Raw genomic sequence first — 26,154 nt, 5'->3', positions numbered from 1 at the left:
TTTAACTTGAGTGAATTTTTCTCCCCTGTAAGAGTGTTATCCGTTTTGGATGTACTACCGATGCTAAGTATTCTGGTTTCTTTTGTTATTAATATTTATCAAATACTTTACCTTTCGGCATTTTGACTTCATTGAGCGATATTTTTTTGAAAGCGGCTCGCAAAAACATAAGTTGGTTAAAATGAAGACATAATTCATCTTGCCGCATCAAGAGAAGTCACTTATTTTCTTAATTAGCGGATCCGTTAACGAAACTATTTTTTATTTACATGATTAACAAAGGAATAATCATGAAGAAATTTCCAGGTCTACGGATTCAACAGTTCCGGAAGTGCTTGTCATCATTAGGAAAAATAAGTTGTCGGCCTTTATTTGGCGGCTATAGTCTGGCGATAGATAATACCGTTTTTGCTATGGTTGCTGAGGGGGAAATTTATCTTAGGGTTTGTGAGCAGAGTGCGGAGTATCGCGTTGAACATAAAACCCCTCTTTTGATAATTCGAAAGAATGGTCGACCAGCTGCACTGAAATATTATCATATAGATGAAGCGCTTTGGCGTGACAGCAATATGCTTTTCCAGCTATCAGTTTTTTCATTTCAGACCGCACGTAATGAAAAGCAAAAGCAGAAAAGCTCAGGGAGATTAAAAAATTTGCCAAATATTAGTTTCCATATGGAGCTGCAGTTGATTAATTCAGGCATTCCTGATGAAAAAACGTTGCGCGAAATTGGAGCGAAAAAAGCCTGGCTGAGGCTATTAAGATTGAATAAAGCGCTAACGGTCAATGTGCTTTATTCGTTAGCTGGGGCAATCAATGGCGTGCATGCCGCCACACTCCCGATGCAACTGCGTCAGGATCTCGAAGAGTGGGCGGTAGAACAGCAACGAGAGATAGAGACTTACTCAGGTTGAACCTCGACCTGTCGCTGTAGCCGACATATTTCTGGCAGCAGCGCCAGCAGTAATCCAATTTGCTGGAGCACCAAAGGCTCTTTGCTGTCAGCTCGAGGATCAAGGTGCTGGATCCGGGTCTGCAAGCTTGCCAAAGCTTGCTGTACCCGCAGTTCATCAGCGGGTGTATGGTGCAGCGCATCATCAACATAGCAAACGGCATCGTCCAGCAGCGCCAGAATATCCGGTGTTGTCAGTTTTTCCCGATGGGCACCCAACGCTGAAATATAGCTGGTAAAAGTATGGTTCAGACACAGTAAGCGGAATGCGGTTTCTCGCATCGCTGAGTCAGCTCTGGGTTCAGTGGACAAATTTGAGACTACTGATGCCAGTTCACCGTCTCGGTTATGCGCCGCACGCCGTGCGATACGATAAGCCAGGCGGTTGTCACGTCCCTGATGATATTGCTCAAGAATGGCATCCAGATATCGGCAGTTGGCGTTGATTGCCTGTTCGAGGACTCGCGGTAAATTGCGAAATTTCCAGTCGGGCCAAATAAAACTTACGGCTGCCCAGGCGATCGCACAACCGATCAACGTGTCAAATATACGTGGTAAGGCGACTTCAAAGCCTTCACCCAGCAGGTTAAAGCATAACAGGACCAGCAGGGTAATAAACATCGTTGCGTGGGCGTATTGTACGTTGCGAAAAGCAAAGAACAGCACGCCAGTCAGAACAATCAGAAGTAGCTGGCCTTCTACTGAAGGTACCAGGAGCAGGATCGGGAGTCCTATCGCAACCCCAACCAGCGTACCGATTATTCTTAATGCCAGCCGGTGGCGCGTGGCGTTGTAGTTTGGCTGGCAAACAAACAGGCTGGTCAGCAATATCCAGTAGCCGTGGTTCAGCCCGGTAAGCTGAATAAAGGCGTAGCCCGCGCACAGGACTAACGACATCCGAACCGCGTGACGGAATAGAGCTGACTCCGGTGACATGTTATTGCGCAAACGTAGCCAGATATCGCTAAAACCGTTAGGTTGATCGTCAGCGAGCAGATTTTCAGTATTGTTATTGGTCTGTACGGTAGTCTGTACGGATTCAATGGTCGCCAACTGGGCATCTATCGCTCGCAGGTTATTGAGCAAAAAGCCGAGCGCCTTAAGCTGTTCCGTAGGTGCTCCGCTAGCCCGTACGCGATCGAGTGCGGCATCAAGATGCATAAATGCCCGTTCAAAGTGGGCATCGTGTTGATAGGGTTCGCGTAGCAGGATAGCGCGTGAGAGTTTTTGGCATGCCTGCGCCTGCATAGACAACATACGCTGAAAGCGAAACATCACGTCGCTATAGCGAAAGTGGTCGCGCAACGTTTGGTACTGAATATGCGATGAGCTGGCGCGTTCGTGAATATCCTGAGCCACGAAGTAATACTGCAAAGTGCGGCGGGTACCGCGCTGGCCGCGATCGCCGCGTAGACGAGTCAGCAGAGAGACTTTGGTCTGATTCAGCGTGGTAACTAGCTGGCCGTTGGCTATTGCCAGATCGTACAGCGGCGCCTGGCTTTCATCTTCGATATCCGGATCAAACAGCCGCGATTTAAGCTCCAGATAGTGAGCCAACTGCTCGTAACTGCGGGCCAGATTGTCCTGAAGAGGGCGGATAGGGAAGATAAGATGTCCGGCTAGGGTAAGTAAGTTATACCAGACCGCACCGGCTAACAAAAACAACGGCTGGAGGTACCAATGGCTGTAAAGCGTTACGCCCAGCATGGTATAGATAGCAATTAATAAAGCACCAAAGGCGATTGTTGCATAGCGTTGTCCTAATCCACCGAGCAAAATAAAGCCTATAGTGGAGAGGGTCAGGCCAATCGCAAACAGCCAGGGCCAGGGAAAGAGAAGCTCCACCGATGCCGAAGCGATAAAGAAGCACACCAGAGTGATGGCCAGATTGCGCAGACGTCCTGTCAGGCGGTCATCAAGGTCAGTCAACGCCGCAGCCACTACTCCGAGTGTTAAGGGAATAGTCAGTTTTACTTCACCAATCCACCATGGAAATGCAGTCGTGCCGCAGAGTGCGATAAAGATCCTGATGTTATATAACCAGGCGCTGTTCCAGGTATAGCGGCGTAGCAGGGGGCTAAGCATTTCTTTGTTCCATCCAATTACTGAAAGCGGCGACGGGCATTGGCTTCACGCGCGGCGCGGGCGGTCTCAACAGAAACGACTCGACGGCCCACTGGCCACAAAGCAATTGCGGCGATTTTAAAATTGGCGATACCGACCGGGATGCCGATGATGGTCACACATTGTGCAATACCACAGAAGATATGCATCAGACACAACCACCAGCCAAAGAAAATAAACCATAATATATTCAGTAGCGTACCGCCCGCGTTCAACAGGCTATTCTTTCCTTGAGGTTCAAGTTCATCAACATGAATCGCTTCATTTCCGTATGGCAGCAAAGAGAGCTTGGTAATCTCCCAGCAGGAACGCGTGAGCGGTAGTGTAAAGATCAAAATGATACTCACCAGTGTTGCCAGCAGCCAGCCGAGCGTGGTGGCGAAACCGCCAAGGATAAAGTTTAAAATATTCAGAATGGTACGCATAAACCCTCTGTTTAATCCTGTGGATAATAAGACTCGCCCATTGTAGCGTTTTTTACGCTGGAGCACTCGGCCACTGGCGGTTAAACTTAAAAACAACCAACCTGATTGAAATTCGACATTATATGGAACTTAAAGCGACAACATTAGGCAAACGCATGGCGCAGCATCCTTATGACAGGGTGCAACTCCTCAATGCCGGAGTAAAGGTTTCCGGCGACAGCCATGAGTATCTTATACCTTTCAATCAGTTATTGTCGGTTCATTGCAAGCGCGGATTGGTATGGGGCGAACTGGAATTTGTCCTGCCAGATGATAAAGTTGTGCGTTTGCATGGCACCGAATGGAACGACACGCAGCGTTTTTATCATCATCTGAATACTCTCTGGCAGCAGTGGAGCGCGGAAATGAGCGACATTGCTGCCGATCTACTTCGCCAGCAGTTGGCAGAAGTGGCGCGTTCAAGCGCTGAGGGTAAATGGCTAACTCGCCAGCAGGTGACTGATATTCAGAGTAAAATCCGAAGTGCGCTAAGTGGATTACCTATGCCGACTGGTCGCCTTGAGGCTTTCGATAACTGCCGTGAACTGTGGCGGCAGTGCCTGGGCTGGCTGAGTGATACGGAAAAGGCCAGGCTCGCTCATAATCAGGCATTTACTGAATCGATGCTGGAACAGTACCGTGGCTTTTTTGCGAGCGTGGAATCATCACCACTGAACCCGGCGCAAGCCCGTGCGGTGGTGAACGGTGAGCGATCGTTATTAGTTCTGGCCGGTGCCGGAAGCGGTAAGACCTCCGTTTTGGTGGCGCGTGCGGGCTGGTTACTGACGCGTGGCGAAGCCGCAGCCGACCAGATCCTGCTGCTGGCATTTGGTCGCCAGGCGGCACAGGAGATGGATGAACGTATCCGTGAGCGTTTGAGCACAGAAGAGATATCCGCTCGTACTTTTCACTCCCTGGCCCTGCATATTATTCAGCAAGGCAGTAAAAAAGTGCCAACGATCAGTAAGCTGGAAAGCGATACCGCTACCCGACAAAAGCTATTAGTGCAGAGCTGGCAGCAGCAGTGTCAGGAGAAAAAAGCGCAGGCGAAAGGTTGGCGGTTGTGGCTGGAAGAGGAGATGGACTGGCAGATTCCGGAAGGGGATTTCTGGCAGGACAAAAAGCTCCAGCGTCGGGTGGCGAGTCGCCTCGACCGTTGGGTCAGCTTGATGCGAATGCACGGAGGATCGCAGGCCGAGATGATTGCGGGGGCGCCGGAAGAGGTGCGCGATCTCTTTGGCAAACGGGTCAAGCTGATGGCACCGTTGCTCAAAGCGTGGAAAACGGCGTTAAAAGATGAGAATGCCGTCGATTTTTCCGGCCTGATTCATCAGGCGATTAATATTCTTGATAAAGGGCGGTTTGTCAGTCCATGGAAACATATTTTGGTTGATGAGTTTCAGGATATCTCTCCGCAGCGTGCATCATTGTTGGCAGCGTTGCGTCGGCAAAATACGCAGACCACGCTATTTGCCGTCGGCGATGACTGGCAGGCTATCTATCGTTTCAGCGGCGCTCAACTTTCCCTGACGACGGCCTTTAATCACTATTTTGGTGAAGGTGACTGTTGCGCGCTGGATACCACCTACCGCTTTAATGGCCGGATAGGCGAAGTAGCCAACGAGTTTATTCAGCAAAATCCACACCAGTTAACCAAACCGTTAAATAGCCTGGTCGCAGGGGATAAAAAGGCAGTGACATTATTGGCCGAGGACAAACTCGACGAGTTGCTGGATAAACTGAGCGGTTATGTCAAACGCGAACAGCGAATTTTGCTGCTGGCCCGTTACCATCATTTGAAACCTACGGCGTTGGAGAAAGCCGCAACACGCTGGCCGCACCTGCAGCTTGATTTTATGACTATCCATGCCAGCAAAGGGCAACAGGCGGATTACGTTATTGTTTTGGGGCTCCAGGATGGGGATGATGCATTTCCGGCACCGGCGCGTGAATCGATAATGGAGCAGGCATTGTTACCGCAACCGGAAGATTTTCCTGATGCCGAAGAACGACGTTTGCTGTACGTCGCAATCACGCGTGCTCGTTTACGCGTTTGGCTGCTATTTAACAAACAACAACCTTCACCGTTTGTCGAAATGTTAGAGGCGCTGGATGTACCAATAGCGAGAAAACCATAACAACTGGCGGCCTGGCCGCCAGCGCGGTTTATTTCAGACGATCGGCGAGATAGCGCTGATAATCCGGGATCAGAATATCAACAGGATCGCTGAAGTGTGGAGACTGAATAATAAAGTCAGCGGTAGAAGCATTGGTAGCGACCGGGATGTTCCATACCGTTGCCAGACGTAATAGGGCTTTAACATCCGGGTCGTGCGGCACCGCATTCAGCGGGTCCCAGAAGAAAATTAGCACATCTATCTTACCTTCCGAAATCAGTGCGCCCACCTGCTGGTCGCCGCCCATTGGACCACTCAGAAGTGCCTGAACCTCAAGCCCGGTTGCGCGGGCGACGAGGTTACCGGTCGTGCCGGTTGCTGATAGCGTATGTTGAGCCAGCAGTTGCTGGTGGCGCCCAACCCATTTCATCAGCATATCTTTACAGTGATCGTGAGCAACCAGCGCGATATGTTTGCGCGCGGGTAATGTACGTATTGTCAGTTCCATTATTTCATTCCACATTTTGGCCTGCAGACAGATTACTGGAAGTGGCTGCTGCTGCAAGCGCCAGGGTGAAAAAATTTGATGTATCTGTAGGTTAGAGTGGATGGCTGGTTCAGCCGGATTAGCATACACTTGGGCTAAATAGCAGGAGGATGAAAATGAAAGAGAACGATATCGCAGGAATTCTAACCTCGACTCGGACCATTGCGCTGGTGGGCGCGAGTGACAAACCTGACCGTCCAAGCTACCGGGTGATGAAATATCTTCTGGAGCAGGGGTACCACGTCATCCCAGTTTCCCCCAAGGTTGCGGGCACTACGCTGCTGGGGCAAAAAGGATATGCAACGCTTGCCGATGTGCCGGAAAAAGTAGACATGGTCGATGTTTTCCGCAATTCGGAAGCGGCGTGGGGCGTTGCGCAGGAGACCGTGGCTATTGGGGCGAAAACGCTGTGGTTGCAGTTGGGCGTTATAAATGAGCAGGCCGCGGTTCTGGCGCGTGATGCCGGGCTTAATGTGGTGATGGATCGCTGTCCGGCAATTGAGATCCCACGACTAGGATTAGCCAGATAAATCCAAAGCCGCGCAAGACGGCAATGCTGAGCAGTTAAGGAACGGTTGACCGAGTTGGTGATGCCTCTAATTAGTTGAATCTGATGTATAATGCGGGCTTTTGAGGTTCTTTCATGGCCAGCGTTAACATTCATTGTCCTCGTTGTCAGTCTGCACAGGTCTACCGCCATGGTCAGAACCCTAAAGGCCATGACAGATTTCGCTGCCGTGACTGCCACCGCGTTTTTCAGCTCACTTACACTTATGAGGCCCGTAAGCCGGGCATTAAAGAGCTGATCACTGAAATGGCCTTCAATGGCGCCGGGGTTCGCGATACCGCCAGAACACTGAAAATTGGCATTAACACCGTCATCCGGACTTTAAAAAACTCACGCCAAAGCGAATAACGTCTTCGCCCGTTGCTCATGCTGATGTGGCGCTTATCTGCGAACTTGATGAGCAATGGAGTTTCGTTGGCAGTAAAGCCCGGCAACACTGGCTCTGGTACGCGTATAACACCAAAACAGGGGGTGTACTGGCCTACACTTTTGGTCCCCGTACCGATGAAACCTGCCGGGAACTACTGGCACTGCTTACGCCATTCAACATCGGCATGATCACCAGCGACGACTGGGGCAGCTATGGCCGGGAGGTGCCGAAGGATAAGCATCTGACCGGAAAAATATTCACCCAACGGATTGAGCGCAATAACCTGACGCTGCGCACCCGCATTAAGCGCTTGGCTCGTAAAACAATCTGCTTCTCGCGTTCAGTAGAGATCCACGAAAAAGTCATCGGGACGTTTATTGAAAAACACATGTTCTACTAATTGGAAGCATCACCAATTTACCGGTAACATTGCAGACCAAACTTGTGTTGTAGACAGTTCATCGCAAAACCAGACTGTGGAATTAGGTAAAGTCACAAAAGCTTCATTAAATGGCGCTATTGGTCAGAAAAGTCCACCAACCCGCTTTACCCTGGTCATCAAGTCATGTCCGGAAACCGTTACCGGAGCGACATTCAAATTTGATGGTATCGGAGATGATAAATATCCTGATTTACTTACTCTGGATAGCGGGGTGACCGTGGCTTCGGGTGTTGCCGTTGAGATTGCTGACAAAACAGGTACGCCGATCCCGCTGCATATCGCTTCCCGCAATTATCCTCTGACTTCAGGAACAAACTCCCTTGATTTTGTCGCCCGCTATGTTTCGACCGCCGCAGCCGTGACGGTGGGCAGCGCCAACGCGACCACGCAATTCACTATCATCTACAAATAGCATTCGACTGACAGGGAGGAGTCTGAATATGAAAATGTGTGCGGCAATGCTTGCGCTGGTCTCTTTCACTACCAGCGTCCAGGCGGGGATTATTATTGGCGGCACGCGGGTCATTTATCCTGCGGAGAAAAAAAATGTGTCGCTAATGGTGAGTAATGAGAAATCCTCCGGCGTTTATTTGGTGCAAAGCTGGATAGAGTCAGATATTGCCGGGAAGACCTCACCTTTTATTGTGACTCCGCCCCTTTTTCGAATTCTTCCTGGCGAAGAAAACATGCTGCGTGTGGTTTTTGTGGGAGGAACGCTGCCGCAGGATCGTGAGTCTCTATTCTGGCTGAACGTGAAGTCTATTCCGGCGATGGACAGTCGTGAGGTGTCAGAGAATGCTCTCCGGATGGTCGTTAAGTCGCGGATAAAACTACTTTATCGTCCGGCTGAATTGCGCGGATTACCCGAAGAATCCTGGCAGGAATTGAAAGTAATCCATCAGGGAAGTCAGCTGGTTATTTCAAATCCCAGCGTCTACTTTGTCTCGCTTTATTCTTTGAATGTAGACGGTAAAGAATACAACAATATCAACATTGTTCCTCCAAAAGGAAGCATCAGATTACCTGCGGTAACGGCCTCTCAGGTGAGCTGGCGGGCAATCAACGACTATGGTGGTATCAGCCAGGCGGTTCATCGCCAGCTTTAGGGATATCTTTATGACCAGAACGTCATATCACCTGGTGATAACGGTGGCGTGGCTGAGCCATTTCCCCCTGTATGCGCAGGAAGTCTTTAATGTTCACGCATTAGAACTGGATAACCCGGCGCAGGGGATGGCAGACCTTTCTCTATTTACCCAGTCGGGCGGTCAGCCGCCCGGTATTTATCTGGTGAGTGTTTATATTAACGGTGAACGACAAGGGGAAGAGCAAAGCATTAACTTCGTGAGTGATGAACAGGGCAAACTACATCCAGAATTGACTTCTGCAATGCTGCATCGGTGGGGTGTTAAAACAGATTTCTTTTCTGCACAGGCTGATGATACGCCCATTGTGGCGCTTGAACGCTTTATTCCGATGGCCTCAACAGCGTTTATCTTTAACCAATTAAGATTAAATATTAGCATCCCGCAGGCGGCAATGTTGAACCCTACCCTGGATGTAATAGATAGTGCCGATTGGGATCAAGGTGTGTCGGCGGCATTGTTGAATTACAATCTGAGCGGTGGGCACGGCGGGAAAAACACCGATAGCGATCGTTATTACGCTAACTTGCAAAGCGGCGTTAATTTGGGGGCTTTTCGATTTCGTGACTACTCCATATGGAATTATGAGGGCAAATCAGGCGGCCGCTGGCAGTCTATTAGCCGTTATTTGCAGCGTGATATTGCGCCCTGGAAGAGCCAATTTGTTCTGGGAGATAGCTACTCACCGGCGGATGTATTTGACAGCCTGTCTTTTCGCGGCGTACAGCTGGCGTCAGATGACAACATGTTACCGGACAGCCTGCGCGGCTTTGCTCCGGTTATTCGTGGGATAGCGCATTCGAACGCGGAAGTCACGGTGAAGCAAAATGGTTACACGATTCTGCGCACCTACGTTGCGCCCGGCGCATTTACGCTCAACGATCTGTATCCGACATCGGCCGGCGGTGATTTGACGGTGACGGTACGGGAAGCGGACGGCAGCGAGCATTCGTTTCTCCAGCCTTTTTCCTCCGTGCCGCGGATGCAGCGTGAAGGGCGGTTGAAATACGCGGCCACCGTCGGTAACTATCGTGATAGCCAGGATAAACCGACTTTCGGGCAATTCACGTCGATGTATGGATTACCGAACGGTATGACAGTGTACAACGGCGTGCAGCATGCCCAGGACTACCGTGCCTACGCGTTGGGAATTGGTTTGGGGTTAGGGTGGCTTGGCGCGGTTTCTGCTGATGTGACCGCCGCGCGCTCTAGGGCAGAAAAAGGCACCTCGTATCGCTTGTTATATTCGAAAAGCATAGCGCCAACCGGGACGAACATTAGCCTGGCGGGCTATCGTTATTCCACCAGCGGTTTTTACACTTTTGCTGATGCGTTTAACACCAGCGATAAAAACCAGAACGGTAATCGACGCCAGCGCCTGCAACTTGATATTTCTCAGCGCTTGGGGGCTATTGGTTCTCTGTTTTTGTCAGCATGGCAGCAAAATTACTGGCATAAAAAAGAGCGCGAACTGACGTTTAGCGGTGGCTGGAGCGGTCAACTATATAATGTTAGTTACAGCATACTTTACAGTCAGAGCCGATCGCCAAATGGGGCTTCAGCGAGTGAAGAACAGCTCGCGGTCAATATACAAATCCCACTTTCAGGGTTATTAACCGATAGCTGGGCGAATTTGAGCACCACGAGCGTAAAAAGAGGCGATACACGAGCACAAATTGGCATCGGCGGTAACGCGCTAGCCGAGCGTAATCTTAGCTATAGCGTGCAACAGAGTTATTCGAAAAGTGAACGTTCGGGTGGGAATCTCAGCGCTGATTATAAAGGCCAGTATGCGGAAATGAATGCGGGCTACAGCAACAGTGGCAATGCGCGACAACTTAATTACGGCCTTAAAGGCGGAGTGGTGCTGCATCCATATGGACTGACGTTTTCTCAGCCGCTTGCTGACCAAATAGCGATTGTCAGAACGCCGGGAGCCGAAGGAATTAAAGTGCAAAACTTTCCAGGCATCATGACTGATATCTGGGGGAACGCCGTGGTTCCTTATGTTAGCCCCTATCGGAAAAACAGCCTGCAGCTGAATGTTGAAGATCTCGGGGATAACGTTGATGTCGATTTGCCGGTTAAAACGATGATCCCAACGCAGGGGGCGGTGGTGGTGGCTAGCTACAGTACACGTATTGGTTATCGAGTACTGGTATCGCTGACCTGGAAAGGTGCTCCGATCCCCTTTGGCGCTATTGTCTCATCTTCTTCGACAGCGAACGGTATCGTGGGTAATGATGGCGAGGTTTATCTTTCTGGCGTTCAGGACGAAGAACATCTGACGGTTTTGTGGGGCAAAACGCAAACATGCAACGTATCGTTCAAATTGCCTCAATCGGATGGGCAATCGGTTATTCGCCTCAGGGAGGAGTGTCGTTGATGAAAATTGTTCGCAGTTTGATGCTATTGGTTCTTTCTTGGCTGACGTTTGCGACATACGCAGGTTGTGATGCCGTCAACGGCTGGAATAACCGGAAGCTGGCATTCAATTTCCCAAACCAATTCGTTGTTGCGGATAATTTACCGGTTGGCAGTGTTTTTTATGAAACAGAAGTCAGTGAAAATCATAATAAAGAACAGTATGCGAAATGCACAGGTAGAAATTCGAGGGGGGTAAAATATATAAACGGTTGGACGACCAACAGTAACGGGATTGCGGCAACCAATGTTTCCGGCGTTGGTATTCGCATTCATTGGTTATATCCAGCCGGTAAAGTGGTGTTGGTCCCCAATGACCCTTATGAAACATGGAGTCAAAATAGAACATTATCTTGGGAGTATGGGCCAAGGTGGAAGGTTGAGTTAATTAAGACAGGTGCGGTCTCCGCAGGTAGATTACAGACCGGTACATATACTGTTTATGGTGTAGGGCCTCGTTACGTCAGTGAACTTTATATTGCCGGGGGAGGCGATATTGTTACTCCCACTTGTTCGGTACTTTCGTCGATGATTAATGTGCCTCTGGGTCGTCGTTTACAATCTGAATTTAGTGGGCCAGGTAGTACCACATCCTGGCAATCTGTAAATATTCCACTTAACTGCGCGAAAGGGGCCAAAATTAACGTGCGCATAGAGGCTGACGCAGATGCTTCCCACGCTCCGGGCGTAATGAAATTAGACTCCCAGCGGGGGGATATGGCGGCAACGGGAGTAGGTATTCAACTTTGGTACCAACCTGATGGTGGAAGCGCGGTGGAATTTGGCCGAGAGACTGACTACTACACTTCTCTCTACGGTGGTAATGAGGTCGTCAAACTTAAGGCGCGTTATTATCAAACGGGTCCCCGGGTGACGGCCGGTATTGCTAATGGCACGGCGACGTTTACGATAACCTATCATTGAAGTTGCGTGGCATTGGTAAAAAGCCCTGACTGTTCAGGCAGGGCTTTTATCTGTTGGGATAAGGCAAAGGGAATCAATTCCGCAGTCTTGGCGCCTGAAGCTGCTGACGAATCGTTCTGGCCAGTTCATCCATTGAGGGTTGTTCAGGGTGTTCGTCGCTGGGTTCGCTGCTTAGCTGCGCTTCCGCAAGGTAAGTGTGAATCGGCTGTCCATCATCGTCTTCCATAACCACGTGATACCAGGGGGCCATGCGCAGTTCGTCGTTAGCGGCGATTTCGTCCTCTTCCGGCTCCGTGAGCGAGTACTCTGGATCGACATCCACAATGACGCCCAGGTAACCCAGGAGCGTGTGGCGAACCTGTTGGCCGATACCGAATTTGCTGGCTATCATAAGCACCTCCTGGGAAACGTGATTACCCACTATACCTGTCATACTTCAAGCTGCATGTGCGTTGGCTTTCCTCGCTCACCCCAGTCACTTACTTGAGTAAGCTCCTGGGGATTCCCTGCGTCGCCGTCTTCCTGCAACTCGAATTATTTAGGGTATAAATGCGGGCAGATTCTCCACTTTTCAACTTACATGATGCGACAGGCAAACCCTTTCAGATACAGCCCTTCCGGGTAGGTTGCAATCACCGGGTGATCGGCAGCCTGACGGAACTGCTCTATAAATTGTACATCACGCCCGGCATCCAGGGCGGCATCGGCGATGATTTTCTGAAATAAATCGGTGGTCATCAGGCCGGAGCAGGAGAAGGTCAGCAGCACGCCGCCGGGGTTCAACAACTGGATCGCCAGCATGTTGATGTCTTTATAGCCGCGGCAGGCGCCCATCAGCTGGCTTTTGTTTTCAACGAACTTCGGCGGGTCCATCACAATAACATCGAACTTTTCGCCTTGATCGCGATATTTACGCAGCAGCTTGAAGACGTCATCACGGACAAATTCCGCTTTCGACAGATCCAGCTTATTCAGCTCAACGTTCTGTTTTGCGACGTCCAGCGCTTCCTGTGAGGTGTCAACGCTGACCACCTGACTGCAGCCACCCATCAACGCGGAAATGGCAAAACCCCCGGTATAGGAGAAGCAGTTCAGCACACGTTTATCCGCAACATAGCGACGCGTCGCCAGACGGCTGTCGCGCTGGTCGAGGTAATAACCGGTTTTGTGACCGCCCTGAATGTCCACCAACAGCTGCATACCATGTTCGGTAATCGGCAGCAGGGCAGGCGGCAGTTCGCCGACGACCGGCCCCTGCGCCAGATCCAAACCCTCTTTTTTGCGCACCGCGACGTCGCTGCGATCGTAGATAGAGCAGTTCGGGAACAGCGTTTGCAGTGCGCTGACAATCGGTGCGCGCTGGTATTCCGCACCGGCGCTCAGCAGCTGCAGAACAAAAAAGTCGCCAAAACGGTCGATAGTCACGCCCGGCAGGCCGTCGGATTCACCGGCAATCAGACGATAGCTATCAAGGCCGTCGCGGGCCGCCAGCCACTCGCGCCAGGTCTGCGCCTGCTGCAGGCGACGTTCGAAGAAGGCGTTATCGATGGCTTCATCGCGATCAAAGCTCCAGACGCGGGCGCGGATCTGTGAAGAAGGAGAGAACGCCCCGCGGGCCAGCCATTTTCCCTGCGAATCAACAATATCGATGGTTTCACCGGAACGGGCTTTACCTTCCATCCGGGCGACAGCACCGGAGAAAATCCATGGATGGCGACGCAGCAGGGATTTCTCGCGTCCTTTGGTTAACACTAAGCGGGGGAAAACGGAATCTGTCATGGGGCTACCTTTAAGCAACAGGGATGTCGGCACCGAAAAATGGCGCGTAGGTTAGCACAAGTGGCCGATGCAAGCACCATTCCACCGGTATTGACAGGTGAGCGTTTCGGCACAAAACACAGGCGCTTTGGCACAATAAAAATCACGCCAGGATCTTACAGTGTTTTCCTCACGCATGGAGGAAAACACAATGAAAACAGAATTAAAATTAGCGGTCGTGATAATGGCTATGATGAGCGGCGTGGCGATTGCCGCCCCCTTTAGCGTCAGCAGTGCGGATATGCGCGAAGGTGCGACTCTGGCGCAGGCGCACTGGTTTGGCGGCTTTGGCTGCTCAGGCGGAAATATCTCGCCGCAAATCGCCTGGAAAAATGCGCCTGCGGGCACCCGCAGTTTTGCGGTGACCGCTTACGACCCGGATGCGCCGACCGGCAGCGGCTGGTGGCACTGGACGGTAGTGAATATCGCCAGTCAGGTAACGAGTTTAGCCTCTGGTGCCGGAGATAAAAATAACGCTAAACTGCCTGCTGGGGCGGTACAAGGGCGTAATGACTTTGGTTATGCAGGTTTTGGCGGCGCGTGTCCGCCTGCCGGAGACAAACCTCATCGCTATCGCTTTACGGTGTGGGCGCTCAATACGCCGACATTACCCATTGATGCCCAGGCTAGCGGGGCGTTAGTCGGTTTTATGTTGCATAGCCACGTAATCGCCAGCGCGGAATTAACAGCGATGGCCGGGCGATAAACAAAAATAAGGGCAGCCTGATGCGGAGTATCAATTTTCAGCATAATGCTTTAACGGCGGCGGAAATCACCACCCGGCGATTATGCAAGCTGCATCGCGTCACGCTGTTTTCTCCTGCGCTCTGTCGGGTAAACCGCGGCAGTAAGGTGATTGTGCAGGGCGTCAGTCAGATGCTGGCGACGCCGCAGCAGCTGATCATTTTGCCTGCCGATGTTGAGCTTGAAGTGATTAATCAGCCGGAAAATGGGTTATTTTGCTCCGATCTTCTTTCATTAACTCCGGAACTGCTGGCGGATTTTAAGGCTCTCTATATGAACGAGCCGCAGACCGGGCGTCTGACATCGCTGTGCGCGCCGCTTGCCCCTGAACTGACGTTTATGTGGCAGAACGTCCTGCAGGCGGTACGCGGAGGGCTTTCCGCCCAGCTACAGCATCATCAGGCAATGGGATTGCTGTTGGCGCTGTATCAGGCAGGATACGCCGGACCCTTACTCAACGAGCGGCAGCAGGATTTAACCGGTCAGGTCAGGCAAATTATTATGCTGTCGCCAGCCGAGACGTGGAGTGTGGCGAAAGTCGCTAAAATGCTGTTTCTGGGCGAATCGACGCTGCGCCGCCGCCTGCAACAGGAGTCACGGAGCTTCCGCCAGATAGTGGAAGAGGTGCGTATGGCCTACGCGCTGGGGCAATTACAGTCGACGTCGCGGCCCATTGGTGAAATTGCGCTAAACAGCGGCTACCTGTGCGGATCTCGCTTTACCGCTCGTTTTCGCCAGCATTATGGCGTATTGCCCAAGCATGTACGTTGAAAGAATTTGCTATCCTCAGTATTGAGTCATTAGCCGAAAAGGAGAGGGAACATGGCAACGGTTTGCACGATGGCGTGGGTATACGGTTCCGTTCAGGGCGTCGGCTTTCGCTATTCAACCCAGCGTGAGGCGCTACGGCTCGGGCTAACGGGTTATGCGCGTAATCTTGATGACGGTGGCGTAGAGGTTCTCGCCTGTGGCGAATCTCAGCAGGTGGATAAGTTAATTGACTGGCTGAAGGCCGGTGGGCCACGCAGCGCGCGGGTCGACAGAGTGCTGACAGAACCCCATCAACCTACCAGAGAGTGGCAAAAGTTCGCCATTCTGTATTAGATGCATTTGACCGGTTTGGGCAGCCCGGCAATTTTTGTCGCCTGCTTAGCCGGGCCTTTCGGGAACAGACGGTAAAGGTAGCGGCTGTTGCCTTTCTCTTCGCCGAACTTATTCGCCATCGCTTTCACCAGCATACGAATGGCCGGTGAAGTATTGAACTCCAGGTAAAAGTCGCGCACAAAGCGCACCACTTCCCAATGCTCGGCGGATAGGGTGATCCCTTCCTGCTCAGCGATAACTATCGCCATCGCTTCATTCCACTGGGTGGTATCTTTCAGATAACCGTCGTTATCGGTCTCAATTTCATTGTCTTCAAAGATAAACATAATTTTTCACATACCGCTGAAACTGGCGGCAGTGTAGCAAAAAATAAGGCCCCGCATAAGCGGGGCCTCGGAACTGCCGGGGAGAAGGTTAATCTCTGCTGGCGAAGCCAAGGATGCTCAGCAGGCTGACGAAGATGTTGTACAGCGAGACGTACAGGCTAACGGTCGCACGGATGTAGTTGGTTTCACCGCCGCGGATGATGTTGCTGGTCTCAAACAGGATGGCGCCTGAAGAAATCAGGATAAACACCGCGCTGATCGCCAAGTGCAGAGCTGGCAACTGCAGGAAAATGTTTGCGACCATACCGATAAGTACGACCACCACGCCCGCCATCAGCATCCCGCCAAGGAAGGACATATCTTTGCGCGTGGTCAGCACGTAGGCCGAGCAGCAGAAGAACACCAGCGCGGTACCGCCCAGCGCCAGACCAATCAAATCGCCCATGCCCGCAGACAGGTAAGCGTTAAGCATTGGCCCCAGGATATAACCCAGGAAGCCAGTAAAGGCGAATGCCGACAGAATACCGACCGGTTTATTCGCTGTTTTATAGGTCAGGAACATCAGGCCATACATACCGACCAGCGTCAAAATCAGACCCGGAGAAGGTAGCATTAGCACCGTGCTGGCCGTCGCCGTAATGGCGGAGAATGCCAGCGTCAGGCTAAGCAGGAAATAGGTGTTTCGCAGAACTTTGTGCGTGCTGAGCAGCGATGAACGGTCACGCGACGATGTAATTATACGATCCATGAGTCACTCTCTTATGACAGATGTAATTAATAACCAAGCATAAAAAAAGCAGAGCTGAAGCCATAGTGCTTTTACCCATCTTTACTTAGCCCTGAGCAGCTTTATATAGCATATTATTCCGTAAAATATCACGTGAATAGCATGTTCGTATGTTCAGTTTGAAGAATTAGATCTAAATCTGATAAGTAACTGAAAAATATTGTGTTATCGCCATTCTGCGACTAAGTCTGGAGAGGGTACAAACCAAACGTAATAAAGGCAAGGGATATGAAATCACAAAAATATAATCACATCACACGTGTGCTACTGGCGGTCGGCCTGTTCTCAATGGCAATCCCGGCGCTGGCCGCTCAGGTGCCGCCGGGAACGGTATTGGCAGAGAAGCAGGAATTAGTCAGAAATAACGGTAGCGAGCCATCATCGCTGGATCCGCATAAAGTCGAAAGTGACGTTGAGTTTAATATCCTCAGCGATCTCTTTGAAGGATTGGTCAGCGTTTCACCGGCGGGGGAGATCCAGCCTCGACTGGCGGAAAAATGGGAAAATAAGGATAACACCGTCTGGACATTTCATTTACGTCCAGGCGTAACCTGGTCCGACGGTTCGGCAATCACCGCGCAGGATGTTGTCTGGAGCTGGCAGCGCCTGGTCTCACCGCTTACCGCTTCCCCTTATGCGAGTTATCCTGGCAACATTCATATCGTTAACGCTGCGGAGATCGCGCGGGGGCAAAAAACGCCCGAGACGCTGGGAGTGAAAGCCATTGATGACACGACTCTTGAGGTAACTTTGAATCAGCCGAATGCGGCGTTCCTGGCAATGCTGGCACACCCTTCGATGGTTCCACTCGATAAAGTGCTTATCGCGCGTTATGGCGATAAGTGGACTAAGCCGGAGCATATGGTGACCAGCGGTCCCTATAAGCTCTCAACCTGGGTAGTGAATGAGCGCATCGTGGCCGAGCGCAATCCGCGCTACTGGGACAATGCGCATACCGTTATCAATAAGGTGACATATTTGCCGATAAGCTCCGAAGCTGCCGATGTGAACCGCTATAAAGCTGGTGAGATCGACATTGTGTATACCGTGCCGATTAACCAGTTTGCTCAGCTTAAAAAAACCATGGGCGATCAACTAAATGTTTCGCCGCAGCTGGCAACCTACTATTACGAGTTCAATACCACCCGTCCGCCGTTTAACGATCCCCGTGTACGTCGCGCGCTGAATATGGCGCTCGACAAAGATATTATCGCCGAGAAAGTGCTGGGGCAGGGACAGCGTCCGGCGTGGCTTATCAGTCAGCCGGAAGTTGGTGGAGTCAAACTGCAAAACCCGGAGTACGCCAGCTGGCCGCGCGATAAACGTATTGCCGAGGCGAAAAAGCTACTGAATGAGGCGGGCTATAATGAGGCCCATCCACTGGTGTTTAATCTGCTCTACAACACTTCAGAATCGCACCAGAGAATTGCCATTGCTGCCAGTTCGATGTGGAAAAAGAATCTTGGCGTTGAGGTCAGGCTGCAAAACCAGGAGTGGAAGACCATGCTCGATACCATGCATACGCATAATTTTGACGCTGTGCGCTATTCGTGGATTGCCGATTATGATGACGCGGCGACTTTCCTTAATAACTTCCGTACTGGCGATAGTGAAAACACCACCCAATACAGCAATCCTGCCTACGATGAGGCGCTGCATAATGCGGCCAAAGCGGCTGATGCGGCGACCCGAGGTAAGTTCTACCAGCAGGCCGAGGATATGTTGGGGCAGGATGTACCTGCCGTTCCGGTTTATCACTACGTGCGCACACACCTGGTGAAGCCGTGGGTGGGTGGGTTCATGCCTGACAAGCTGGGGTATTACTACACCAAAGATATGTACATCAAAAAACACTAACCCAGAGACGGTGTTTTTCGCTGAAATTCTGCGCAAACCGTCTGAATTTCAGGCGAATAGCACGATTTTGTTTATTTTTAAGGCGGTTGAATAAAATCGTGCTTTACAGCCCGAACGGAGGTGTTTATAGTGCGCCTCATTGGAAGCGTGGCCGAGCGGTTGAAGGCACCGGTCTTGAAAACCGGCGACCCGAAAGGGTTCTAGAGTTCGAATCTCTACGCTTCCGCCAAATCTAAACCCCAAGCTATTAATTAGCTTGGGGTTTTTCGTTTTATACGGTTTCTGTTGTGCTGTTCCCAGCTTTGAGCCATCGTGTTTCACTCAATGCTGCTGCGGATGTTACAGATGATGATCATCATGACTGTTTTGGTGGTTCGAGCAGGTAGCTGCCGCAATGATGTTTTCATCTTTTGTTGATGGCTCACGGCGGTAGCGTATAAGAGCGGACATTCAAATTTCGGATTAAACACATCGTTAAATAACAGCGAGAGATCTTTCTAAAGCTATTTGCGGGTTGAGTAGCGTAATTCATCGACCAGCAGGCTAAACGCCGGTGTCGGCTGACGGTGACTCGGATAGTAAAGATGGTAACCGGAGTAGGGTTCACACCATTCTTCAAGAACGCGAACAAGCCTCCCGCAAGCAACATAAGGTTCAAGCTGGGCTTCTGGCAGGTACGTCAGTCCTCGCCCCTCAAGTGCCGCTCTCAGTATCATACTTCCGGTGTTAAAGACCAGTTGGCCGTCAACCCGTACATTTAGCTCTCGTCCATCTTTCTCAAACTCCCACGCATAAAGCCCCCCATGCCCTGAAAGACGCAGATTTATACAGCTATGATCCGTAAGTTCCTGCGGAGTTACTGGAACTGCCCTGTTACTGAAATATTCAGGCGATCCTGCCACCGCCATCCGCATATCAGGCGCAATACGAACCGCAATCATGTCTTTGGCAATAGTTTCCCCGGGACGTACGCCGGCATCAAAACGATCTCTTACGATATCCGTCAGGCCGTAATCCGTCAGGATTTCAACTTTAATATCGGGATAGTTTTTAACCAGACGCGCCACCGCTGGCCAAAGCACCGACTCTGCGGCATATTCCGTAGCCGTAAGACGTATGGTACCGGCTGGTTTATCCCGTAATTCGCTCAGCACCATCAGCTGGCGCTGGATTTCCTCGAGCTGTGGCCCGATGGAGGCCATTAACCGCTCTCCGGCTTCTGTCGGCACGACCCGACGCGTCGTTCGGTTGAGTAACCGAAGCCCCAACTGAGCCTCAAGTCCGCGAACCGTCTGGCTTAGCGCGGACTGTGAAACGCCCAGCCGCTTTGCCGCTCGCGTAAAGTTTTGCTCTCTGGCAACCACCATAAATGCAGCGAGGTCATTCAGGTTCTGTTCGGGCATTAAGAAGCTCTCCTTATAATTTCAATCTCATTTTAGCCTCTAATCACTTAATAAGTCCTTCGATATACTACTTTCGTTCACTAAATAACCATGCGTATCTTTTGAAGCAAGCAGATCATTATCAGCAACCAGCGAGGCTAAAGATGAAAGCAATTATTGCAGCAGCGGCCATGTCCGTTTTGGGGGCAGCGCAGGTTTGCGCTGAAAGTATTGAGATCCGTCGTAACGGTCAGACCCCTTCTGTCGTCGGAAAGGCAGATAACTTTTCAGGCCATGCGGTTGTCAGCCCGTTATTACCGCCTAACGAGTCGACGCGAGCCAGTCTGGGCCTGGTGGATTTCGCCCCGGGTGCGCGCACCGCGTGGCATACCCATCCCGCTGGGCAACTGCTGATCGTCACAACAGGCAAAGGGTGGGTTCAGGAAGAGGGTAAGGTTCGCCAGGATATCGCTCCGGGCGATGTCGTCTGGATCCCTGCCATGGTCCGCCACTGGCATGGCGCCACGTCGACATCCCCCATGAGTCACCTGGCCATGACGTATAGGGTGGAGGGTAAAAACGTGGACTGGCAGGAGCTTGTCTCTGACGAGCAATATCATTAACCCTGAAGGTCACGCTGCGTCTAAACAGGGCAATGGATCGTCGCATTGGTAATCAGCCAGCCTGATGACGTGGACGTTAACGAAATATTTTCCCGACCGACAGTTCAGATTTATTAACCTCCGACAGGCGCTCCCGATTTTTCCGGGGGTTAATACCATCTGGAAATAAGAAAAGCAGTCCTGATTAACAGCATTTTTGCACACGGGAAATTCTTACTGGAATTTCCTGAGGGCTACATCGTGCCCGAAAAATAAAAAACACCTATGCGACATTCCGTTCATTAAAAGGTAAATGGCTGATTTATATGTCTGTAAAACATTATCACAATGCCTCCAGCGCTTCGGTCGTCGCAACGCTGATGCCATTAATGGCCGCAGTCCTGGTCGGCTTTATCATTATCGGCGTGGCGCTGCCCGTCCTGCCGCTACATGTCAAAAATGACCTGGGTTTCGCAACGTTTATCGTGGGCCTGGTCGCCGGAGCACAGTTCGCGGCATCGCTTATTTCCCGCGTGTGGGCCGGGAGCTATTCCGACAGGCGCGGCGCCAAAAAAGGTGTGGTAGTCGGACTCATCGCTGCTGCCGTCTCAGGCGGGATATACCAGGTGTCGCTCTGGCTGGTCGGTATTCCGGTACTGTCGGTAGCCGTCTTGCTTGCCGGGCGTGCGATCCTTGGTGGTGCGGAAAGTTTCATCATTACCGGTGCAGTGGCGTGGGGGTTGGCTCTGGTGGACAAAGAGCATGCTGGCAAGGTCATCGCCTGGATGGGTACCGCGATGTTTGCCGCTATGGCGCTCGGCGGGCCTGTGGGTTCACTGCTTTATGACGCGTTTGGCTTTGAGGCGATCGTGCTTCTGACGCTGCTGCTTCCGTTACTGGTGCTGATATATCTAGCACGCATGCCCGCAGTGGCACCTCATCAGCATGCCGCACAGGCTTCCTTTGGCTCAGTCATGCATGCGGTGTGGTTACCCGGTCTGGGCGCCGCGCTGGCCAGCACGGGCTACTGCGCTATTCTGGCCTTCAGTTCTCTTTATTACAGTGCTATGCACTGGCAGCCCGTCTGGATGGCGTTTACCGCCTTTGGCGTTGCGCTGATTATTGCCCGAACGGTTGCTGGACATCTGCCGGATCGTTTTGGCGGGGCACGTATCGCTTTGATTTTTGTCCTCGTCCAGGCCGCCGGAATGTTGCTGATTTGGCTTGCCAGTACTTCGCTAGTTGCCTCTGTAGGGGCCGCATTTGCAGGTTTCGGCTACTCATTGGTCTATCCGGGACTCGGTATTGAAGCCATTAGCGGCTCAAGCCCTCATAACCGAGGCATGGTCATGGGGATCTACACGGCATTCCTCGACGTGGCGATGGCTGTCGGCAGTCCCGCCCTTGGCTGGGTTGGCGGGCGTCTGGGGGTTAATGCCATATTCCTGACCGGCGCGCTGGTTGTGCTCTCCACGGCGGTTGTTGCATACCTGCTGATGAAACGCTCTGCATTAGCTAAACGAAAACCGGCCTGAAAAGGCTTAGTTGTCCGAAGATTTATTCTTCCTCGGATATACCACTCCGTTTGTATTAACACCTTTGATTAATTCAGGAGATACCATGAAACAACATGCCAAAGGGAAATTAAAAACGCTGGCCGCACTGGCAATATTAGGTGTGACTCTGGGGATGGGAACAACCGTAGCCGCGGCTGCGGATATGTCCCATGGAGCAGACAATTTCTATAAAAGCGATAAAGTGAATTCGGAAACCGTTAAATTCAAAAATATTTATGGTATGGAAGTCACCGGTACGTTGTTTACCCCCCAAAATATGGACGCAGGGAAGAAATATAATGCCCTGATTATCGGCCATCCTTTTGCCGCAGTAAGGCAGCAGGCTGCGAATCTCTATGCCACGAAAATGGCGGAAGCCGGTTTTGTCACTCTGTCTTTTGATCAGTCCTTCTGGGGAGAAAGTGCCGGCTCTCCGCGTGGGGCCGTGCTGCCTGATGTTTATGCTGAAAACTTCAGCGCCGCCGTTGATTTCCTGGGGACGCGCCCCTTTGTGGATCGGGACAACATTGGCGTGATTGGCATCTGCGGTAGTGGTGGTTTTGCCATCGCGGCGACAAAGGTGGATCCGCGTATTAAGGCTCTCGCCACCGTCAGCATGTACGATATGGGCGAATATTTCCGCACTGGTTTGAACCATGAGCGAACTGTGGAAATGAGAAACAGAGACCTGGCCACCGCAGCTGAACAGCGTTACAAGACGTTTGAAACCGGTCAGCCCGTTTACGGGCCGGGGCAAAACGATCCGGTCTTTATTGAAGGTAAAGAGTCTAATGACTTTTATCAGACGGAGCGCGGAAAAGTGGCATCTAACGATCGCCGGTCTACCCCTGCGACTTACGCTAAATTTATGAACTTCCATCCGTTTATTGACATCGAGTCCATATCACCACGCCCGATACTGTTTGTTGTTGGTGACTCTGCGCCTTCCCGAACCTATACCGACACGGCATATAAGATGGCGGCAGAGCCGAAAGCGCTCGTGGAGATCAAAGGGGCTAACCGTATTGATTTGTATGACCGCGTTGAGTTGATACCGTGGGATAAGCTGGTCTCATTCTTTAATACCAATCTGAATTCAAATAAATAACATCTTATTTAAACGGCACAGCTTTTCGTGCCGTTATCACTAACAATATAAAAATGGAGAATTTTATGTTTAAACCTATTTTGCTTGCTCTGGTTTCACTGACCGCCGTGTCATTCTCGTCAATAGCTTCTGATGCTGAGGGTATTAAAGTGAAAATCACTGCTGGAGACCAGATAATGACGGCAACATTTTATGATAATGCAACCACCCGGGCGCTGGTTTCCCGATTTCCGCTGACGCTGCCGATGGAAGATTTATACAACCGGGAGATGTGTTATCGCTTCCCCGACGCTTTACCGGCCAATGAACAGCAAACCAGCGGATATGAAGTGGGTGATATCGTCTACTGGGCGCCTCGCCACAGCTTTGTCATCATGTATGAACAAAACAATGAACGAATCAGCCATCTTCAGAAGGTTGGACGTATTCACTCTGGTGTAGGGCTTTTCAGGCGTACTGGCAACATTGATGTGACATTCGAAATTGCAAACTAACGCGCAATTTACTACCGCGAACGGTTAGATTTTCAGGGTATCAATAACGATACGCAGGGCGGGGGACACGTTGCGATGAGGATAATAAAGAAACAACCCCTCCATTCTTACGCTGTAACGCTGCAACACCCTGATAAGCTTACCTTGCTCCAAATCATCAGCAACCAGCTCGACAGGGATATAGGCCAGCCCCAGACCCAGCCGGGCGGCTTCTGCTTCCATATAGCTGTCAGATAAGGCCCATTGCCCTTCAGGTCGATGAGTGATTTTTTTATCATCCTGGTTGAGTTCCCATTGGTATAGGCTTCCGTCGGCAAACTGATAGGCGATACAGGGGTGCGTCTTTAAATCCGCCGGGGTTTGCGGAAAGCCGTAGCGCCGAAAATGCTCAGGGGTACCTACAATGGCCATTTCCATATCGGGCGTAATGCGTACTGCAACCATACCCTGGCCCACTTCGGGTCCCAGACGGATGCCCGCGTCGAATCTTTCCTCGATAATATCGACGAACCGGCTCTCATTCATCAGCTCAAGCCTGATATCAGGATAGCGCTGTTTAAATACCGAAAGCTTTGGCAGCAGGCATTTATCAATAGCGTGCTGGCTGGCATTGATGCGGACCGTGCCGGAGGGCGTTTCACGATAGTGCGCCAGCGTGGCAAGCCCAAGGTCTAATGCATCAAACCCCGACTCCGTCTTCTGGTAGAGCTGCTCTCCGGCTTGCGTCAGCGACAGCTTGCGCGTGGTACGCACCAGAAGCTGGACACCTAATCTTTCTTCAAGCTCACGAACAGATCGACTAACCCCTGATTGAGCAAGCCCAAGCCGTTGCGCCGCAGCGGTAAAACTACCTTCTCTTACCACCTGCATAAACAGATAAAGCTCGTTGTAGTTCTCTCTTTTCGCCATTGATTATCACCCGCCATACACAGCATATAATTTATAACAATATGGTATTAATCTTAGCAGTTATAGCCCTCTAATCAGCACTAATTCTGCTAACTATAATGAGCCCATCTAAACAAAGCGCAGCAGCGTTGTCCGTAAGAAACCTGTATCTCTCTCTTGTTTTTCATGGGGATTTTTCATGAATGCTATCGCCCGAACGCTAAAAACCGCTATGCCTGCCATGCTGCTATTCGCATCATTAAGTGGAGTAACGACAATGAGTTATGCCGATTCAAATAATCCAAATACCCCCGTTTCCATGATCGAAAAATGGGATAAGACCTTCGCCGAGAGCAATAAAGTCGATCACCGTAAGGTCTCGTTTCAGAACCGATATGGCATCACGTTAGTGGGCGATCTTTATCTTCCAAAAGATCGGGGCGATCGCAAGCTGGCGGCGATTGCCGTCAGTGGGCCTTTTGGCGCGGTGAAGGAGCAATCCAGCGGTCTGTATGCGCAGACTCTGGCAGAGCAGGGGTTTGTTACGCTGGCTTTTGATCCGTCTTATACGGGGGAAAGCGGCGGTTATCCGCGTAACGTCGCTTCACCGGATATCAACACTGAAGATTTCAGCGCGGCGGTGGATTTCTTAGGATTACAAAAAGAGGTGGATCGCAATCGTATCGGGCTGCTCGGTATTTGCGGCTGGGGCGGCATGGCGTTAAATGACGCCGCGATGGACACCCGCGTCAAAGCGGTGGCCACCAGCGTGATGTACGACATGAGTCGGGCAATGGGTCATGGCGTAGGCGATGGCAAAGACCGTTATTCAACCGCCGATCGCCGTGCTGTACTGCAATATCTGAATGAACAGCGCTGGAAAGATGCGGAAAGTGGGACGTTCGCACACGCTGGCCATGATGTTAACGTCGACAGCAACGGTAAGGCCAGCGCGGGCGAACGTATCCTGCCTGAGGTGTTACCGGCGGATCCTCATCCGATAGTGAAAGAGTTCTTTGATTACTACCGCATGCCGCGCGGTTTCCACGCGCGTTCCGTTAACTCGACCGGGGCGTGGACGGCAACGATGCCGCTGTCGTTTATGAATATGCCGCTGCTGAGCTACGCCAGTGAAATCACCATTCCGACGCTTATTGTGACCGGTGAAAAAGCGCATTCACGCTATTTTGCTGAAGATGCTTACAAGGCCGCCGGTAGCAAAGACAAAGAGCTGGTGGTGGTTCCGGGCGCAAACCATGTGGACCTGTACGATAACGTTGCTGGAAAAATACCTTTCGCGAAGTTTGAACAGTTTTTCAAAACCAACCTGAAATAAACCCCGTTATTGAATTAATGAAAGGCCACCTGTCTACACGGGTGGCTTTAATTCTTATCATCATGAAAGCTGAAT

The 26,154-nt window shown here is 51.2% G+C and carries 26 protein-coding genes and 1 tRNA gene; 18 read left to right on the top strand and 9 right to left on the bottom strand.

The genetic code is table 11. The annotated features are described in order from the left end of the window. Positions 1 to 290: 290 nt before the first annotated feature. Positions 291 to 914 (top strand): TfoX/Sxy family DNA transformation protein, encoded by a 624-nt coding sequence (locus AC07P6_RS19945; RefSeq protein ID WP_478314359.1) that lies wholly within the window; start codon positions 291 to 293, stop codon positions 912 to 914. Here the strand turns inward: AC07P6_RS19945 and yccS are convergent. Next, positions 902 to 3,037: a YccS family putative transporter gene (gene yccS, locus AC07P6_RS19940; protein ID WP_304257746.1), complete on the bottom strand. Its 2,136-nt coding sequence runs from the start codon at positions 3,035 to 3,037 to the stop codon at positions 902 to 904. The genes AC07P6_RS19945 and yccS overlap by 13 nt on opposite strands. 17 nt (positions 3,038 to 3,054) lie before the next feature. Beyond that, positions 3,055 to 3,501 carry a YccF domain-containing protein gene (locus AC07P6_RS19935; protein ID WP_110275078.1) on the bottom strand — a complete coding sequence of 149 codons (447 nt, stop codon included), beginning with the start codon at positions 3,499 to 3,501 and terminating at the stop codon, positions 3,055 to 3,057. Positions 3,502 to 3,623: 122 nt separating this feature from the next. Between AC07P6_RS19935 and helD the strand changes: the two genes are divergently transcribed. Then, positions 3,624 to 5,678: a DNA helicase IV gene (helD, locus tag AC07P6_RS19930; protein ID WP_182237679.1), complete on the top strand. Its 2,055-nt coding sequence runs from the start codon at positions 3,624 to 3,626 to the stop codon at positions 5,676 to 5,678. A gap of 28 nt (positions 5,679 to 5,706) precedes the next feature. Here the strand turns inward: helD and mgsA are convergent, their stop codons facing one another. Continuing rightward, positions 5,707 to 6,165: a methylglyoxal synthase gene (gene mgsA, locus AC07P6_RS19925; RefSeq protein ID WP_112214596.1), complete on the bottom strand. Its 459-nt coding sequence runs from the start codon at positions 6,163 to 6,165 to the stop codon at positions 5,707 to 5,709. Positions 6,166 to 6,320: 155 nt separating this feature from the next. Here mgsA and AC07P6_RS19920 point away from each other — a divergent pair, with 155 nt between their 5' ends. The 6 genes from AC07P6_RS19920 (at position 6,321) to AC07P6_RS19895 (ending at position 12,077) form a co-directional block, all read left to right on the top strand. Continuing rightward, positions 6,321 to 6,734, top strand: coding sequence for a CoA-binding protein (locus tag AC07P6_RS19920; RefSeq protein WP_434659430.1), 414 nt, complete (start codon positions 6,321 to 6,323; stop codon positions 6,732 to 6,734). Positions 6,735 to 6,847: 113 nt separating this feature from the next. Then, positions 6,848 to 7,542, top strand: a protein-coding gene (locus AC07P6_RS19915; protein ID WP_087786203.1) for an IS1-like element IS1N family transposase whose coding sequence is annotated in 2 segments (ribosomal slippage) — positions 6,848 to 7,094 and positions 7,094 to 7,542 — 696 coding nt in all. Because the reading frame shifts where the segments join, the coding sequence is not laid out codon by codon here. Beyond that, entirely contained in the window at positions 7,520 to 7,996 is a 477-nt protein-coding gene (locus AC07P6_RS19910; RefSeq protein WP_478314358.1) for a fimbrial protein, read from the top strand. Before AC07P6_RS19915 ends, AC07P6_RS19910 begins: the two co-directional genes overlap by 23 nt. 28 nt (positions 7,997 to 8,024) lie before the next feature. Further along, positions 8,025 to 8,690: a fimbrial biogenesis chaperone gene (locus tag AC07P6_RS19905; protein ID WP_478314356.1), complete on the top strand. Its 666-nt coding sequence runs from the start codon at positions 8,025 to 8,027 to the stop codon at positions 8,688 to 8,690. Positions 8,691 to 8,700: 10 nt separating this feature from the next. Next, positions 8,701 to 11,115: a fimbria/pilus outer membrane usher protein gene (locus tag AC07P6_RS19900; protein ID WP_478314354.1), complete on the top strand. Its 2,415-nt coding sequence runs from the start codon at positions 8,701 to 8,703 to the stop codon at positions 11,113 to 11,115. Then, entirely contained in the window at positions 11,115 to 12,077 is a 963-nt protein-coding gene (locus AC07P6_RS19895; protein WP_478314352.1) for a fimbrial protein, read from the top strand. The genes AC07P6_RS19900 and AC07P6_RS19895 overlap by 1 nt, the downstream gene beginning before the upstream one ends. A 73-nt stretch (positions 12,078 to 12,150) precedes the next feature. Here the strand turns inward: AC07P6_RS19895 and hspQ are convergent, their stop codons facing one another. Further along, positions 12,151 to 12,468, bottom strand: a complete 318-nt coding sequence (gene hspQ, locus AC07P6_RS19890; protein WP_182237686.1) for a heat shock protein HspQ — start codon at positions 12,466 to 12,468, stop codon at positions 12,151 to 12,153. Positions 12,469 to 12,653: 185 nt separating this feature from the next. Beyond that, positions 12,654 to 13,856 (bottom strand): 23S rRNA (cytosine(1962)-C(5))-methyltransferase RlmI, encoded by a 1,203-nt coding sequence (rlmI, locus tag AC07P6_RS19885; protein ID WP_287855319.1) that lies wholly within the window; start codon positions 13,854 to 13,856, stop codon positions 12,654 to 12,656. A gap of 190 nt (positions 13,857 to 14,046) precedes the next feature. Between rlmI and AC07P6_RS19880 the strand changes: the two genes are divergently transcribed. From AC07P6_RS19880 to yccX, 3 genes are read left to right on the top strand one after another with little or no spacing between them, the layout of a single operon-like run. Beyond that, positions 14,047 to 14,601, top strand: coding sequence for a YbhB/YbcL family Raf kinase inhibitor-like protein (locus AC07P6_RS19880; RefSeq protein WP_478314350.1), 555 nt, complete (start codon positions 14,047 to 14,049; stop codon positions 14,599 to 14,601). Between the two features lie 20 nt (positions 14,602 to 14,621). Next, positions 14,622 to 15,410 carry an AraC family transcriptional regulator gene (locus AC07P6_RS19875; RefSeq protein ID WP_434659409.1) on the top strand — a complete coding sequence of 263 codons (789 nt, stop codon included), beginning with the start codon at positions 14,622 to 14,624 and terminating at the stop codon, positions 15,408 to 15,410. A gap of 51 nt (positions 15,411 to 15,461) precedes the next feature. Further along, positions 15,462 to 15,743 carry an acylphosphatase gene (gene yccX, locus AC07P6_RS19870; protein ID WP_304257776.1) on the top strand — a complete coding sequence of 94 codons (282 nt, stop codon included), beginning with the start codon at positions 15,462 to 15,464 and terminating at the stop codon, positions 15,741 to 15,743. Here the strand turns inward: yccX and tusE are convergent. Together tusE and yccA are read right to left on the bottom strand one after the other, a co-directional pair. Next, entirely contained in the window at positions 15,740 to 16,069 is a 330-nt protein-coding gene (tusE, locus tag AC07P6_RS19865; RefSeq protein ID WP_182237696.1) for a sulfurtransferase TusE, read from the bottom strand. The two genes, yccX and tusE, sit on opposite strands and share 4 nt — an antisense overlap. A gap of 88 nt (positions 16,070 to 16,157) precedes the next feature. Continuing rightward, entirely contained in the window at positions 16,158 to 16,817 is a 660-nt protein-coding gene (gene yccA / locus AC07P6_RS19860) for an FtsH protease modulator YccA (protein ID WP_112215297.1), read from the bottom strand. A 267-nt stretch (positions 16,818 to 17,084) separates the two neighbouring features. Between yccA and AC07P6_RS19855 the strand changes: the two genes are divergently transcribed. Together AC07P6_RS19855 and AC07P6_RS19850 are read left to right on the top strand one after the other, a co-directional pair. Then, positions 17,085 to 18,713, top strand: coding sequence for an ABC transporter substrate-binding protein (locus tag AC07P6_RS19855; protein ID WP_478314348.1), 1,629 nt, complete (start codon positions 17,085 to 17,087; stop codon positions 18,711 to 18,713). A 141-nt stretch (positions 18,714 to 18,854) separates the two neighbouring features. Continuing rightward, positions 18,855 to 18,942: transfer RNA gene (locus tag AC07P6_RS19850), tRNA-Ser, on the top strand. A gap of 274 nt (positions 18,943 to 19,216) precedes the next feature. Here the strand turns inward: AC07P6_RS19850 and AC07P6_RS19845 are convergent. Continuing rightward, positions 19,217 to 20,116 carry a LysR family transcriptional regulator gene (locus AC07P6_RS19845; RefSeq protein WP_478314347.1) on the bottom strand — a complete coding sequence of 300 codons (900 nt, stop codon included), beginning with the start codon at positions 20,114 to 20,116 and terminating at the stop codon, positions 19,217 to 19,219. A 170-nt stretch (positions 20,117 to 20,286) separates the two neighbouring features. On the opposite strand from AC07P6_RS19845, the gene AC07P6_RS19840 reads away from it, so the two are divergent. From AC07P6_RS19840 to AC07P6_RS19825, 4 genes are all read left to right on the top strand, one after another. Then, positions 20,287 to 20,718, top strand: coding sequence for a (R)-mandelonitrile lyase (locus AC07P6_RS19840; protein WP_478314346.1), 432 nt, complete (start codon positions 20,287 to 20,289; stop codon positions 20,716 to 20,718). Positions 20,719 to 21,023: 305 nt separating this feature from the next. Then, on the top strand, positions 21,024 to 22,232 hold the full coding sequence (locus AC07P6_RS19835) for an arabinose transporter (protein ID WP_478314344.1): 1,209 nt from the start codon (positions 21,024 to 21,026) through the stop codon (positions 22,230 to 22,232). Positions 22,233 to 22,317: 85 nt separating this feature from the next. After that, entirely contained in the window at positions 22,318 to 23,361 is a 1,044-nt protein-coding gene (locus AC07P6_RS19830) for an alpha/beta hydrolase (RefSeq protein WP_434664153.1), read from the top strand. Between the two features lie 65 nt (positions 23,362 to 23,426). Further along, the gene (locus AC07P6_RS19825) at positions 23,427 to 23,855 is read left to right on the top strand and encodes a cyclophilin-like fold protein (protein ID WP_478314342.1); all 429 of its coding nucleotides are present in this window, start codon (positions 23,427 to 23,429) and stop codon (positions 23,853 to 23,855) included. Between the two features lie 24 nt (positions 23,856 to 23,879). Here AC07P6_RS19825 and AC07P6_RS19820 read toward each other — a convergent pair whose 3' ends face one another. Beyond that, positions 23,880 to 24,764 (bottom strand): LysR family transcriptional regulator, encoded by an 885-nt coding sequence (locus AC07P6_RS19820; protein WP_434659338.1) that lies wholly within the window; start codon positions 24,762 to 24,764, stop codon positions 23,880 to 23,882. Between the two features lie 256 nt (positions 24,765 to 25,020). Here AC07P6_RS19820 and AC07P6_RS19815 point away from each other — a divergent pair, with 256 nt between their 5' ends. Further along, complete coding sequence (locus tag AC07P6_RS19815; RefSeq protein ID WP_478317041.1) at positions 25,021 to 26,079, top strand: alpha/beta hydrolase; 1,059 nt, start codon at positions 25,021 to 25,023, stop codon at positions 26,077 to 26,079. Positions 26,080 to 26,154: the final 75 nt, after the last annotated feature.

Source organism: Klebsiella sp. GFKo11, assembly GCF_056490265.1.
The sequence above is the reverse complement of the archived record's forward strand: the minus strand, read 5'-3'. Positions and strand labels throughout refer to the sequence as shown.